Source organism: Streptomyces sp. NPDC015220, assembly GCF_043079345.1.
In the GTDB taxonomy this organism is placed as follows: Bacteria; Actinomycetota; Actinomycetes; order Streptomycetales; family Streptomycetaceae; genus Streptomyces.
On record NZ_JBIBUK010000002.1, the window covers coordinates 286,000 to 299,856 of the forward strand.

Genomic DNA, 13,857 nt, shown 5'->3' on the forward strand with positions numbered 1-13,857 from the left:
GGTGCCCGTCACTGCCGTCCCTCCGTTCCCGCGTGGGCCGAGGCCCGGCTGAGGTTGCGGGTCGCGTGGACCAGCAGGGCGAGGGCCGCGGCTCCGCAGGCCAGAGTGGGCACGCCGCCCGGGCCCCAGGCGGTCACGACGGTGTCGACCGGGCCGGCGAGCGCTTCGAGGCCCGGGAGGCGGCCCGCGAAGACGCTCGCCTGGGCCGCCGCCTCGGCCGTGGCGGCGGCGCCGAGGGCCACGGCCGGGGCGTGGCTGAAACCGTGTGTGGCCAGGAGGCGGGCGAGCAGCAGCAGGGACCCCAGGGTGAGGGCCTGGGCCCGGTCGGCGGGCTCGTGCAGGGCGGCGCCGCAGGCCGTGACCAGGACGGCCAGGGCGCACAGGAACAGGGTGAACAGGCCGAGGAGCAGGGGCCGGACGGAGGCGGCGAACTCCTCCAGGCCGCGGCTGGCCGCCAGTCGCCGCCGGGCGTGCGCGGTGAACAGGTGGGCGGTCCACACCGCCGGGGCGCAGGCCAGGGCGAGGGCCAGGACGGGGATGGTGGCCAGGGGCCAGGGGCCTGACGCGGTGCCGTCGGGCAGACCGTCGGGTCCGCCCCCGACGGCCGCGCCGAGCAGGCCGTCCCCGAGGGCGGAGTAGCCGAGGAGCCAGCACGTCCAGGCGCGGGTGCCAGGGGGCCGGGTGCCTGGCGGGCGGTGCGGTGCGGTGCTCAGTGGGCCGTGGCGGAGCACGGCGCGCACGGCCAGGGCGACGGCGAGGACCGCGGCCGCGGTCACCGTCAGGCGCGTGCGGCCCTCGGTCAGCCGCAGTCCGGCCACCGCCGCCGCGCACAGGACACCGGGCAGCAGGCCGAGCGCGAGCCGGCCGGGACCCGGCCGGGACGGGGTAGCGCCCTCGGGGCGCGGGGATGTCTCCATGTCGCGCTCGGCCCGCGCGTACATCTCCTCGGCGAGGGAGAAGACGTCGCGGTGGCGGAACCGGGCGGCGGTACGGTCGGTGACCCCGTGCGCCTCCAGGCCCGCGGCGATCTCCAGCGGGTCCACCGCCGACGCGCACAGCTCGCGGTGGCGGCGCATCAGCACCCTGACCGGATCGGCGGCGGCGCGCCGGGAGGCGACGGGCGTCCGGTCGGGAGCGGGGCCGGTCGGGATGGCCGGGTGGTCGTGTTCGCTCCGGGCGGTCACCGGGCGGCCTCCGTGGTGGGGGCCGGGGCCTGGCCGCGGGCGGGGGAGGCGGCCGCCCAGGCGGGGCCGCCGCGGGCCGCGGCAGGGGTGGCGGGAGGCGGCGGCCCGGTCCAGCGGCCGGCGACACGGGCCTCGGCGGGGGCTGCGAACGGCAGGGGCCCGCCGGACTCGTCCAGGGCGAAGCGCCGGACCGGGCAGTGCGAGACGATCTCGAGGTAGATGCCGTGGAACGCCTCGATGTTCTGCTCGACGGTGAACAGTTCGAGCGCGCGGGCACGGGCGGCGGCGCCCAGGCGCGCACGGCGCTCGGGGTCGCGCAGCAGCGTCGCGCATGCCTCGGCGAGCGCCCGCGGATTGCGCGGTGGCACGACCAGTCCCGTGCCGCCGATGACCTCGACCACCGCGCCCGCGTCCGTGGAGACCGTCGCGCGGCCGCACAGCATTGCTTCGACCAGGCCGAGCGGGAACCCCTCGACGACGCTCGACAGGACGATCACCGCGCCCGACGCGTAGGCGTCCGCGAGGGTCGGCGTCTCCGGGCCGCCGATCTCCTCGAAGGAGACCGGGTTGTCACCGGCGGTGTGCGGGCTCTCGGCCTCGTCGGGGAAGAGCTGGGCGGCCAGCGCCTTGCAGTGACCGAGGTAGGCGGCCCCGTCGGCGCCGGTCGCGGCGCCCACGATCCGCAGCCGCGCCCCGGGCAGGGACGTGCGCACCCGCGCGAAGGCGTGCAGCAGGGACACCAGGTCCTTCGCGGGCTCCACCCGGCCCACCCACACCAGCGTGTCCGGATCGGCGGCCTCCGGCGACTCACCGGTCTCGGCGAAGGGGGCCGCGTCCATGCCGGGGTGGACGGTGCGCAGCCGGGCGCGGTCCGCGCCGCAGCGCTCCTGCCAGCGGCGGGTGTGGGCGTTGCCGTGGGTGATCACGGCGGCCCGCCGGTAGGCCTCGGCGGCGAGGGCGCCGTGGAAGGCGGCGAGCAGGCTCCGGACGGCCGGGGCGGTCCCGTCGGCGCCGGAGGTCAGATAGTGCGAACGCAGCGGCACGCCGTACTCGGTGACGAGCAGGGGGACGCCCCAGAAGTGGCGGGCGAGGAGTCCCGGGAGCGCCGCCGTGCCGCCGGCCGTCGTGTGGCACAGGTCGGCGGCGCCGAGGCCGTCGTCCTCGTGCCAGTCGAGCGAGAGGGGGCGCAGTGCGCGTTCCAGGCGGGTGGCGACCTCGAGGAGGTCGGGCACGCGCGCCCCGCGCGCCGCGTGCCCCGCGCCGGGCGCGCGGCAGGCGCGTTCCATGGCGCGGACGGCGGTGTCTGAACACAGGGCGCCCGACAGGCCGCCCTCGTCCCGGGCGAGTTCGGCGAGCTCGTACAGCGCCCTGGCGAAACGGTCCGCCACGGCCTCCCGGCCGCCCCCGCGGGCCGTGTCGCCGAGGTCGGCGCCGGTCGCGGTGGCCAGCGCCGTCGCGAGTTCGCCGTAACTCTCGGCGAAGCGCCGGCGCGCGCGGCGCCCGTACCGCGCGCCGTCGTCGCCGGCGGTCCACAGCGGCGCCGTACGGACCCGGCCGACCTGCTCCGGCAGCGGGAGCCAGCCCTCGTCCTCCTGCTGCCGGGTGCGGCTGAGCGCGTAGAGGTCGAACTCGTGCTGCCCGAGCCCGCGCACGAGCCGTTCGCACCAGAGTCCGGCGTCACCGCTCACATACGGATAGCCACCTTCCGTCACCAGTCCGATGCGCACGCGTGCACCCCCGATCTCCTTCGTCCCTGCCCAGTGGATGGCCGCCGTGAGGCCGGCGGCGCGCAGCGGGACGAACGTATGCGGACATGCCGGTGGGGGGGGGGGGGGGGGGGGGGGGGGGGGGCCCCCCGGGGCGGGGGGGGGGGGGGGGCGCGGGGGGGGGGGGGGGGGCGGCGGGGGGCCCCCCCCGCCACCGGAAGGGGTGAACGGTCGTAACTTTCCCGTGCGGGTCGCGTTCCGTCGCGCTAGGGAATCGGTCGACCACCCGCCGTCACACCGCGGCCGGCTCCCGCCGCGCGGCCCGCCGCCGGGCGGCGACCCCGGGGTCGAGCGCGGCCACGGCGGCCAGGAGCTGCCTGGTGTAGGGGTCTGGGGGCGACTCGTACACCTCCCCGGCCGGTCCCTCCTCGACGATCCGGCCGCGGCGCATCACCGCGACCCGGTCGCTGACCTGCCGCACCACGGCGAGGTCGTGGGCGACGAAGACCAGGGCGATGCCGAGCTCCCGCTGCAACTCGCCGAGCAGGGCGACGACCTGGGCCTGCGTGGTGACGTCGAGCGCCGAGACGGGCTCGTCGCACACGATCACGCGCGGGTCCGCCGCGAGCGCCCCGCGCGATGCCCACGCGCTGGCGCTGTCCGCCGCTGAACTCGTGCGGATAGCGGTCGTAGTGCGCCCCCTCGAGCCCCACGCGCTCCAGCGGTTCCGTCACCCGCCCGCGGACGCGCCCCTCGTCCCGTTCGCCGCGCGCCCGCAGCGGGTCGGCGACGGACTCCCCCACGCTGCGTCGCGGGTTGAGGGAGGAGACGGGGTCCTGGAAGACCATCTGGATGGCCGGGTGCACGCCGGCCCCGGCCCGCCCCTCGAAGCGGACCTCGCCGGCCGTCGGCTCCAGCAGTCCGACCAGCATCCGCCCCAACGTCGTCTTGCCGCTGCCGCTCTCCCCCACGATCCCGAGGGTCTCGCCGCGCCGCAGGGTGAGCGACACACCGTCCACGGCCGCGAACGCCCGCCTGCCGCGGCCGAACTCGCGCCGCAGCCCCGCCGCCTCCAGCACCACCTCGCGGGACCCGGACGTCCCCGCGCCGGACCCGGAGGGCGGCCCGGCGGTGTCCCGGCGACCCCCTCGTCCGGCCCGGCGGCCGCTCCGGCGGGCTCGACGAAGACGCGGGCGGGCTCGGCGGGGACGCGGGCGGCGTCCACGCGCGGCACCGCGCTCAGCAGCTCCCGGGTGTACGCCGCCGACGGCGCCCCCAGGACCCCGGTGACCGGGCCCCGTTCGACGGCCCGGCCGTGCCGCATGACCAGCACCTCGTCGACGCTCTCGGCGGCGACGCCCACGTCGTGGGTGACCAGCAGCAGTCCCATGCCGGTCTCCTCGCGCAGCGTGTGCAGCAGGTCGAGGATCTGTGCCTGGACGGTCACGTCGAGGGCGGTGGTCGGTTCGTCGGCGATCAGCAGGTCCGGCTCGCAGGCGAGGGCCATCGCGATGAGCGCGCGCTGGCGCATGCCGCCGCTGAACTCGTGCGGCCGGGACCGGGAGCGCCGCCGCGCGTCCGGGATGCCGACCCGGTCCAGCACCTCGACGGCGCGCGCGTGCGGCACGGCGCGACACGCGCGCGTGGGCGCGGTGGACCTCGGCGATCTGGTGGGCCGGGGAGCAGCGCGGGCCGCAGGTGATCTGGGCGACGTCGCCCGGGGTGACGTAGAAGACGACGTAGACGATCACCGAGAGAACGAACAGGGTGATCACGGCGCCGACGAGCCGGCGCGGGACGAAGCCGGTGAAGCCGGTCATGCCCGGTCCTCCTTCCGCGCCGCGGCCGAGCGCTCCGCCGCCGCGCCGGAAACGGCCGTTCATTCAAGGTGTACGTCCACACGGTCGCGTCCTTGTCGGAGCGCCCGGTGTCGGTGGCCAGGTCCGGGACGACCCGGGAGCCGGCGGCGCCGTCCTCGCGGTTGCGCGTGGTGAGGGTGCGTAAGACGAGCGAGGGAACGTTCCCGCCGCCGGAGGTGTGCAGGCGGGCGGGGTCGAAGTCGGTCTGCGGCTCGGAGTCGAGGACCGCCAGCGTGCCGCCCTTGTGGGGCGTGGAGTCGCCACCGAGGCCCTTGGCATCGTTGTCCTTCGGGCCGCAGGCGGCGGCGCCCGCTGCCACGACCAGGCTGACGGATGCCGCTGCCACGCGGCGAGCTGTGACGGACGGTTGACGCATCGGAATGACGACCTCTCGGAGACGTCTCGGATCGCGAGACGAAATGACGAAGAATGAGACGCATGTGAGCAGACGTCTGCCTCGGCGGGTCGCCGGACGACCGCGAACCGGAGAACCGTGCTCAGTGGAAGCGCACGGAGGGATGCGGGTTCGCGGTGCGGGAAAAAGGGATGCGACGCGCGCCGGAGGCGGGCGTCAGCGACAGTGGATGTCGGCCACGCAGAGGGCGGTCACGCCGATGAGCGCCATCCGGATGGCGGCGCTGCTGACGGCGGGACGGGACTCCATGCGCAGGCATATGAACGAGCTTTCGGCGCATTGTCGACGCGATCCGTGCGCGTCCTGTCAACTCTTCGGATAGGGCCAGGAGTTGGGCAGGCAGTGGATTCCGTCGTGATCCAGGAACTTCGTCTGCTGCTGCATGACGGGCGCGAGTTCGCCGTCCTTGTCGCAGGACACATGGCCGTGGCCGAGCCGGTGGCCGACCTCGTGGTTGATCAGCATCTGCCGGTAGGCGTACATCCTGTCGCCGAAGGTCTTCGAGCCCTGCGCCCACCGATAGGCGTTGATCATGACGCGTTCGGTCGCGGCCGAGTCGCAGGAGACGTTGTCCACCGTGGTGTCCAGGCCGGACTTGGCGCACCAGGTGGCGGTGGTGCCGGGGCTGGCGAGGGTGATCACGAAGTCGGGCTCACCGGAGGAGACCCGTTCGAAGGTGCGCGCGCCGCCGTGGGCCCAGCTGCGGTCGTCGTTGAGGGTCTTCTGGACGGCGTCGGCGAAGAGCCGGCCGTCCAGGCCGAGGCCCTGCTCCACGTCGACGCGGTAGGTGTACTTCCGTCCCTTGCCGGGCGCCTTGGCGAAGCCCGGCACCGCCTCGAACTTCCCCGAACCCTTGAGAGCGGGGCTCAGCACGTACTTCGCGCTCATCTTCTGGGCGTACGTCAGCGGCGCGGTGACACTGGGGGACGGCGCGGCGGCCGCCTGGCCGTCGGTGCCCGTGGTGCCGCGGACGCCACCGGTGCGGCCGGGGGCCGTCTGCGCGCGGGTGCCGGCTCCGGCACGGCCGTCGGTGACCTGCCCGGCGACGACGACGGCGAGCACGGTGGTGACGGCGGCGGCCGCTATCCCGGTGAACGTCCGTCCCTTGGTGACGCTCCTGCCCCGCGCGGACGCTCCGGTGGGCGGCGCGGCGCCGTCCTCGCCCCCGCGCTCGGCCGGTACGGCGGACGCGGTGGGGTCCTTCGGGGGCCCCGCGGCGCCTCGGGGCCGGGGCACGGAGCCGTCGTCGCCCTCTTCGAAGGCGTCGAGGTACTCCTGCCGGGGCCCCCGTGGCGCCCGCCGCTGGCGGGGAATGGGCACGCCCGGACCTGCCGCGCCGCTGCCTGCGGCCGGGCCGGCGGCGGGAGCCGGTTCGGCGGTGCCCCGCCGCCCGGGATCCCCACGCTCCGCCTCCGCGTCCGGGGAGCCCAGCCGCCCCCAGCCGCCTCCGGCCTCCCGCTGCTCCGGATGCCCGCCACGGGCCTGCGGGACCCCGCGGGCGGGGGTGCCGTCGGGAAGGCGCGGCCCTTCGTGCGCCGGGGCCCGGCCCGCCCGCTGCGGCCCGGGCACGGGGCCGGAACCAGGCCGGCGGGCCCGCGGCACCGCCTCCGGCCCGGGCGCCACGTCCGGCCCGGGCGCCACGTCCGGCCCGGGCGCCACGTCCGGCGCCGGCGGAACGCCATGACCGTCCTGGGTTCCGGGGCCGCTCCGGCCGTCACCGCGGTCGGTGCCGTCCCGGTCCTGACGGCGCTCCCTGCGGCCCCACCGGTCCCGGCCGTCCTGGCCCGGCCTGCCGTCCAGTCCTTCTGTTGTCTCCGCGCTGCCGCCCCTGGGGGCGGGTCCGCGACGGCTGTGGCGTCCCACCTCGCCTCTCAGCCCCCCATGCCCTCGGTCGTGCCGGGGGCGCCCTCGTCGGCCCCCACGCCCTTGAAACCGGCGGCTCCTGCCGTCGGCTGCTCCACGCTCCCCGGTCTCTGCCCGGCCGTCCGCTCCCCGGTGTCCGTCAGCAGTTCCCGGAACGCGGTCGCCACCGTATCGGGATACTCCATCATCGCCACGTGGCCCGCGTCCGGCAGGGTCAGGAGACGGGAGTCCCGGAACGCCCGGGCGGCCCGCCGGGCCATGCGGAAGCCCACGAGCTGGTCCCGGCCGCCGTAGACCAGCAGTGTCGGCGCGAGCACCCGCTCGGCCTGGCGCCACAGCCCGTGCTGGCCGCCCAGCGTGTACGCGTCCACGATCCCGCGCGCGCTGCGTGCCATCGCGTCCCAGAAGTACGGCAGCCGCAGCCGCCGCTCCATCTCCTGCACCGCGGCACGGAAACCCTCGGGCGTCACCCGCCCGGGGTCGCCGTAACACAGGGCCATGACCCCGCGGACCCGCTGTTCCGCCGTCCACTGCCGGGTGAGCCGGGTGAAGAGCGCGGCCACGCCCGGCAGCGCGAGCAGCCCGGTCGGCACGGCGGAGCGCTGCACGCGCAGCTCGGGCAGGGCCGGCGAGACAAGCGTGAGCGTGCGCACCAGGTCCGGTCGGAGCGCGGCGACGCGGGTGGACACGGCGCCGCCCAGCGAGTTGCCGAACAGGTGGACCGGCCCGCGGCCGAAGGCGTCGAGAAAGCGGATCACCGCACGCGCGTGCGCGGTGACCGAGTAGTCGCCGTCGTCCGGTGGCGGGGAGTCGCCGAAGCCGGGCAGGTCGATCGCCTCGCCGTCGACCACGTCCTCCAGCAGGGCCATCAGGGGCGACCAGTTCTGCGAGGAACCACCGAGCCCGTGGACGTAGAGCGCGGGCGGCAGGCCCTCGCGCGCGGGCGGCCTGGACCGCACCGTCAGCGTGATCCCCGGCAGTTCGACCGAGCGCAGTCGTTCACCCTCTTCGACTCCGACGGGCGCCACCCTGGGAAGAACGTTGGCGGGCGGCACGGAAGGCAGCTCGGTCGAAGACATGCGGCAATGTTACGAGGCGATCACGTACTGGCTCATGTGTTCGCCGTCACAAATAGGCCGGATCGCCCGCCGTGCACGGCCGCCTTCCGGCCCACGGACCGCATGCGTCCGGATCGGGTGTCTCCTACGCTCGAACTCAGGGCACCCGCAGGTAGCCCCCGCTTCCACCGGGGACGTCCACGAGAAGGGAGCCCAGCATGGCATTCGACCCCACCGATCCCGAGACGTTCGAGGGCGAAGACGCCGCGGAGATCGACGTCGAGGCCCCGGAGGGCGACGCCGCCGAGCAGCAGGCGGACATCGCGCCGGACCGCGACGACCCGCTGACGGGGGTGGACCCGGACCGCGCCAACGAGGCGGACCTCGTCGAGCAGGCACGGGTCGTCTCCCTGGACGAGGACGACTACCGCTGACGTGGACGACGTACGGACGGCGTACGACCGACGTCGACGGCGAGGCTCCGGACCGGACGGCGGCCCGGCGACGGGCACGGTCGTGCCGGCGGTACGAGGGGTCGCCGCGGCGGGGCGGCGGAGAGCCGGCGCGCCACTGCCCGGTCCGGACCGGAGTGAAACGTTCTGCGACGGTTTCCCCACCGTCCGGTCCGTGAAATTCTCCGCTCGCACCGCGCACAGTACGGTTACCGAAAAGTACGATGGCGGCGCGGCGCACACCGCACCGTGGACGACTTTGGGAGGCGGCGTGACAGCCATCGAGCAGACAGAGGCGGCACGCCCGCGGGGCACGCGCCTGCCACGCCGTGCCCGACGGAACCAGCTCCTGGGCGCCGCCCAGGAGGTCTTCGTCGCGCAGGGGTACCACGCGGCCGCCATGGACGACATCGCCGAGCGGGCCGGCGTCAGCAAGCCCGTGCTCTACCAGCACTTCCCGGGCAAGCTCGACCTCTACCTCGCGCTGCTGGACCAGCACTGCGAGTCGCTCATCCAGTCCGTGCGGAGCGCGCTGGCGTCGACGACCGACAACAAGCAGCGCGTACGGGCCACGATGGACGCCTACTTCGCGTACGTCGAGGACGACGGCGGCGCCTTCCGGTTGGTGTTCGAGTCGGACCTCACCAACGAACCCGCGGTGCGCGAGCGCGTCGACAAGGTCACGAACGAGTGCGCCGAGGCGATCTGCGACGTCATCGCCGAGGACACCGGCCTCTCACGCGCGGAGTCGATGCTGCTCGCCTCGGGCCTCGGCGGGCTCGCCCAGGTGGTGGCCCGCTCCTGGCTGCACAGCGACCGCAGCGTTCCGCGCGACCAGGCGGTGCAGCTGCTGGCGTCCCTGGCGTGGCGGGGCATCGCGGGCTTCCCGCTGCACGGCATCGACCAGCAGCACTGAGCGGGGCCCCGGACGGGGGCGCACCCGGGCGGCGGCTTTGTTCCCGTCGGGTGTTCGCTCCTGGCGTGCCCCGGCGGAGCGTGTTCGTCCCCTCACCGGGCTAATGTGTGCTGGGTACGGCGCGGAAGGTCGCGCACTTCACTGACCGTCGGAGGGACATAGCCGTGGAGGTCAAGATCGGCGTGCAGCACGCACCCCGCGAGATCGTTCTGGAGAGCGGTCAGAGCGCCGAGGAGGTCGAGCGGGCGGTGGCCGAGGCTCTGGCCGGCAAGTCGCAGCTGTTGACCCTTGTCGACGAGCACGGCCGCAAGGTGCTGGTCCCGGCCGAGCGTCTCGCGTACGTCGAGCTGGGCGAGCCGGCCCCGCGCAAGGTGGGCTTCGGCGCGCTGTAGGCACGGACGCGGCAGCGCACCGCGGGAGGGGCCCGGCGGCACACGCCGCCGGGCCCCTCCCGCGCGTTCCCCGCACGGCCGGTTCCCGAACGGCCCATGGGGGAGGGTTGCCTTCCGCAGGTCACGGGTATGACGGGCTACGACCGCCAGCACCGGCCGACCGTGTGGGAGGGAACCGTGATGTTCTTCGAGGCGTTCGGCTCCGCCGTCCTCGGTCTGCTGCTCGGCCTGGCGGCGTTCCGACGCCTGTCGCATCGGCTGCCGTCGCGGCCGCTGGTCCTGTCGACCGGCGTCGCGGGCGCCCTCTTCGGCGACTTCGTCACCCACAGCGCGCTGGGCTCCGGCGCCGTCCTGCCGAGCCTGCTCGGCGCGGCGGTCGTCTCCGCCGCCTCGCTCTCGCTGCTGCTGCGCCCCGCGGGGCGGCTGCGCCGACGATCGGCGCCGGCCTGATCCGGCGCCGCGTGATCTGAACCACGCCCCGCGTCCGCCCTCCGGGCGGAAGGCGACGGGACGCGTTCGGGGCGCGGGGTCCGTGCTCCGCCCCGGGGGCCGGTGCCCGACCCGGGACGCGACGGAACGTCAGGCGGCGAGCCCCAGGGCGGCCATGCGCTTGGTGTGCGCCTCGGTGATGCGGGAGAACATCCTGCCGACCTCGGCCAGGTCGAAACCGTCCGCGACACCGCCGACGAGCATCGTGGACAGCGCGTCCCGGTCGGCCACGACCCGCTGGGACTGGGACAGCGCCTCGCCCATCAGACGGCGAGCCCACAGTGCGAGGCGGCCGCCCACCCTCGGGTCGGCGTCGATCGCCGCGCGCACCTTCTCCGTCGCGAAACCGGCGTGCCCGGTGTCGTCGAGTACGGCAAGGACCAGCTCACGCGTGTCGGAGTCCAGGCGGACGGCGACCTCCCGGTAGAAGTCACTGGCGATCGAGTCGCCGACGTACGCCTTGACGAGTCCTTCCAGCCAGTCCGAGGGCGCCGTCTGCCTGTGGAAACCGTCGAGCGCCGCGACGAACGGGTCCATCGCCGCCGTCGGCTCCTCGCCGATCTCGGTGAGCCGGTCGCGCAGCCGCTCGAAGTGGTGGAACTCCGCCGACGCCATCTTCGCCAGTTCGGCCTTGTCCGCGAGGGTGGGCGCCAGCTTGGCGTCCTCCGCGAGCCGTTCGAACGCGGCCAGCTCCCCGTACGCGAGCGCCCCGAGCAGGTCCACGACGGCGGCGCGGTACTGCGGGTCGGCGGCGGCCGTCGCCCAGTCCTGGGCGGCGACCCCGGTGCGTGCGGCGGGAGCGTCGGCGGCGTGGTCGGACTTGTCAGAGCTCGTCATGAAGCGCACAATAGCCCGCTCACCGCACCTGGGAAGCACCTGCTCAAGCAGTGTGACGACGACTACGTGACCAAACCGGCCATCGCGTGTGCGTCGTTCCGGGGTATGGTGGTAATGCGCCTGCCGAGTACGCCGATGCGTTCGAACGTATGTCGACAGGTCGCACGCATGAGGATGCCCGGTCGGTGGCCCGATCGGCTCCGACCCGACAGCCCTCCCTGACCGTACGGCACTGCGCGTACGACGATCGGAGGGACACCCTCAGCGGTACGAGCGCTAGAGCGTCGGCTGTGGTCCTGTGCCAGCGGTCCGCCTCCAGGGCGGCCCTCGTCCCCGGCACGGTCTGACGACACGACCCCCGTGCGCTCGCCTCGCGCCGCACACACAGAAGAGGCAGCACCCTGACTACCACCTTCCGAGAACTCGGAATCCTCCCCGAGACCGCCGAGGCCCTGGAAGCCGTCGGCATCATCACTCCCTTCCCCATCCAGGAGATGACCCTGCCCGTGGCCCTGACGGGCACGGACGTCATCGGCCAGGCCAAGACCGGCACCGGCAAGACCCTCGGCTTCGGCCTGCCGCTCCTCGAGCGCGTGACCGTCCCCGCCGACGTGGAGGCCGGCCGCGCCAAGCCCGAGGCCCTCACCGACGCCCCGCAGGCACTCGTGGTCGTCCCCACCCGCGAGTTGTGCACGCAGGTCACCAACGACCTGCTGACCGCCGGCAAGGTGCGCAACGTGCGGGTCACCGCGATCTACGGCGGCCGGGCCTACGAGCCCCAGGTCGAGGCGCTGAAGAACGGCGTCGACGTGGTCGTCGGCACCCCGGGCCGGCTGCTCGACCTGGCGGGCCAGAAGAAGCTGAACCTCAAGCACGTCAAGGCCCTCGTCCTCGACGAGGCCGACGAGATGCTCGACCTGGGCTTCCTGCCCGACGTCGAGCGGATCATCGACATGCTGCCGGCCAAGCGGCAGACCATGCTGTTCTCGGCCACCATGCCGGGCGCGGTGATCGGTCTGGCCCGCCGCTACATGTCGCAGCCCACGCACATCCGCGCCACCGCGCCGGACGACGAGGGCGTGACCGTCGCCAACATCAAGCAGTTCGTCTACCGCGCGCACTCCATGGACAAGCCGGAGATGGTCTCCCGCATCCTGCAGGCCGAGGGCCGCGGACTGGCGATGATCTTCTGCCGGACCAAGCGCACGGCCGCCGACATCGCCGAGCAGCTCCAGCGCCGCGGCTTCGCCTCCGGCTCGGTCCACGGCGACCTCGGCCAGGGCGCCCGCGAGCAGGCGCTGCGCGCCTTCCGCAACGGCAAGGTCGACGTGCTCGTCTGCACCGACGTCGCCGCGCGCGGCATCGACGTCGAGGGCGTCACGCACGTCGTCAACTACCAGTCGCCCGAGGACGAGAAGACGTACCTGCACCGCATCGGCCGCACCGGCCGCGCGGGCGCCAAGGGCACGGCGATCACGCTCGTCGACTGGGACGACATCCCGCGCTGGCAGCTGATCAACAAGGCGCTGGAGCTGGACTTCAACGATCCGCCGGAGACGTACTCCACCTCCTCGCACCTCTTCTCCGACCTGGGCATCCCGGCGGGCACGAAGGGCATCCTGCCGCGCTCGGAGCGCACCCGCGCCGGGCTGGACGCGGAGGAGCTCGAGGACCTCGGCGAGACCGGTGGCCGCGGTGCGCGCGGCCGAGGCGACCGGGGCGAGCGGGGCGAGACGCGCTCCGCCGACCGCGAGCGCGAGCGTCCGGCACGTACTCCGCGCCGCCGGCGCCGCACGCGCGGCGGAGCGCCGGTGGAGCAGGGCGCGGTGACGGCGGGCACGCCGGACGGCGCCGCTCCGGCCGACGCCGCGGACGAGGCCACCGCCACCCGCACCCCGCGTCGCCGCCGGCGCACGCGCGGCGGCACGTCGGCCCAGCCGACGCCGGTTGGGCCGGTGACGTCCGAGGCGACGGCGGTCACCGAGCCGTCCGCCTCCCCGACGGCGGAGACCGCCGAGGAACCGACCACGGCCGTGGCGGCCGCCGACGCGCCCGAGACCCCGGCGAAGCCGCGCCGCCGCAGGACCCGCAAGGCCGCGGAGTCCACGGCGACGACGCCGGACGAGGTCACCGGCACTCCGGACACGACGGTCGTCACGCCCGAGGCGGCGGACACCGCTCCGGCGCCGCGCCGCACCCGCAGGACCGCGGCCCCCGCGGCTGAGACCGTGGCCGCCGAGGCTCCGGTGACCGAGGCCCCCGCGGCCGTCGAGGAACCGGAGGCCAAGCCGCGCCGCCGCACCCGCAAGGCCGCCGAACCCCAGGCGACCGGGACGGCCGAGGCGACCGGCACGGCACAGGCCACCGAGACCGCCGAGGCCAAGCCGAAGCGCACCCGGAAGACCGCCGCCGCCACCGAGGCCGCCACCGCGACGGACGAGGCCGCCGAGGCCAAGCCCCGCCGCACCCGCAAGACCGCGGCCGCTCCGGCCGCCACGGCCGAGGAGCCGGTGGCCGCGGAGGCCGTCGAGGAACCGGAGGCCAAGCCGCGCCGCCGCACCCGCAAGGCCGCCGAACCCCAGGCGACCGAGACGGCCGAGGCGACCGGCACGGCACAGGCCACCGAGACCGCCGAGGCCAAGCCGAAGCGCACCCGGAAGACCGCCGCCGCCACCGAGGCCGCCAC

11 protein-coding genes and 3 pseudogenes are annotated in these 13,857 nt (G+C 75.1%); 5 read left to right on the forward strand and 9 right to left on the reverse strand.

What is annotated here, in order from left to right; genetic code table 11:
* Positions 1-8: 8 nt before the first annotated feature.
* The 8 genes and pseudogenes from ACF061_RS06145 to ACF061_RS06180 all read right to left on the reverse strand — a co-directional run bounded on the left by ACF061_RS06145 (position 9) and on the right by ACF061_RS06180 (position 8,106).
* Positions 9-1,184 (reverse strand): hypothetical protein, encoded by a 1,176-nt coding sequence (locus tag ACF061_RS06145; RefSeq protein WP_392265625.1) that lies wholly within the window; start codon positions 1,182-1,184, stop codon positions 9-11.
* Positions 1,181-2,911 (reverse strand): DUF3492 domain-containing protein, encoded by a 1,731-nt coding sequence (locus ACF061_RS06150; protein ID WP_392265626.1) that lies wholly within the window; start codon positions 2,909-2,911, stop codon positions 1,181-1,183. Before ACF061_RS06150 ends, ACF061_RS06145 begins: the two co-directional genes overlap by 4 nt.
* A gap of 271 nt (positions 2,912-3,182) precedes the next feature.
* Positions 3,183-4,560 (reverse strand): annotated as a pseudogene (locus ACF061_RS06155) (ATP-binding cassette domain-containing protein); the annotation flags it as partial.
* A gap of 39 nt (positions 4,561-4,599) precedes the next feature.
* Positions 4,600-4,773 (reverse strand): annotated as a pseudogene (locus ACF061_RS06160) (hypothetical protein); the annotation flags it as partial.
* Positions 4,769-5,125, reverse strand: a pseudogene (locus tag ACF061_RS06165) (ABC transporter substrate-binding protein); the annotation flags it as partial. The pseudogenes ACF061_RS06160 and ACF061_RS06165, both read right to left, overlap by 5 nt.
* Positions 5,126-5,320: 195 nt before the next feature.
* A complete protein-coding gene (locus tag ACF061_RS06170; RefSeq protein WP_392265627.1) occupies positions 5,321-5,413 on the reverse strand; it encodes an Ms4533A family Cys-rich leader peptide in 93 nt (30 codons plus the stop codon).
* A gap of 57 nt (positions 5,414-5,470) precedes the next feature.
* Complete coding sequence (locus ACF061_RS06175; protein WP_392265628.1) at positions 5,471-7,027, reverse strand: DUF3152 domain-containing protein; 1,557 nt, start codon at positions 7,025-7,027, stop codon at positions 5,471-5,473.
* Positions 7,028-7,035: 8 nt separating this feature from the next.
* Positions 7,036-8,106, reverse strand: coding sequence for an alpha/beta fold hydrolase (locus tag ACF061_RS06180; protein ID WP_392265629.1), 1,071 nt, complete (start codon positions 8,104-8,106; stop codon positions 7,036-7,038).
* Positions 8,107-8,303: 197 nt separating this feature from the next.
* On the opposite strand from ACF061_RS06180, the gene ACF061_RS06185 reads away from it, so the two are divergent.
* The 4 genes from ACF061_RS06185 to ACF061_RS06200 all read left to right on the forward strand — a co-directional run bounded on the left by ACF061_RS06185 (position 8,304) and on the right by ACF061_RS06200 (position 10,295).
* Positions 8,304-8,519 (forward strand): hypothetical protein, encoded by a 216-nt coding sequence (locus tag ACF061_RS06185; RefSeq protein WP_392265630.1) that lies wholly within the window; start codon positions 8,304-8,306, stop codon positions 8,517-8,519.
* A 289-nt stretch (positions 8,520-8,808) separates the two neighbouring features.
* Positions 8,809-9,453 carry a TetR/AcrR family transcriptional regulator gene (locus ACF061_RS06190; protein WP_392265631.1) on the forward strand — a complete coding sequence of 215 codons (645 nt, stop codon included), beginning with the start codon at positions 8,809-8,811 and terminating at the stop codon, positions 9,451-9,453.
* Positions 9,454-9,617: 164 nt separating this feature from the next.
* Positions 9,618-9,845 (forward strand): DUF3107 domain-containing protein, encoded by a 228-nt coding sequence (locus tag ACF061_RS06195; protein ID WP_189705270.1) that lies wholly within the window; start codon positions 9,618-9,620, stop codon positions 9,843-9,845.
* A 180-nt stretch (positions 9,846-10,025) separates the two neighbouring features.
* Positions 10,026-10,295 (forward strand): hypothetical protein, encoded by a 270-nt coding sequence (locus ACF061_RS06200; protein WP_392266155.1) that lies wholly within the window; start codon positions 10,026-10,028, stop codon positions 10,293-10,295.
* Positions 10,296-10,424: 129 nt separating this feature from the next.
* On the opposite strand, the gene ACF061_RS06205 is transcribed toward ACF061_RS06200, so the two are convergent.
* Positions 10,425-11,171 carry a ferritin-like fold-containing protein gene (locus ACF061_RS06205; RefSeq protein WP_392265632.1) on the reverse strand — a complete coding sequence of 249 codons (747 nt, stop codon included), beginning with the start codon at positions 11,169-11,171 and terminating at the stop codon, positions 10,425-10,427.
* 494 nt (positions 11,172-11,665) lie between these two features.
* Between ACF061_RS06205 and ACF061_RS06210 the strand changes: the two genes are divergently transcribed.
* The coding region (locus ACF061_RS06210) for a DEAD/DEAH box helicase (protein WP_392266156.1) at positions 11,666-13,857 on the forward strand (2,192 nt) is incomplete at its 3' end.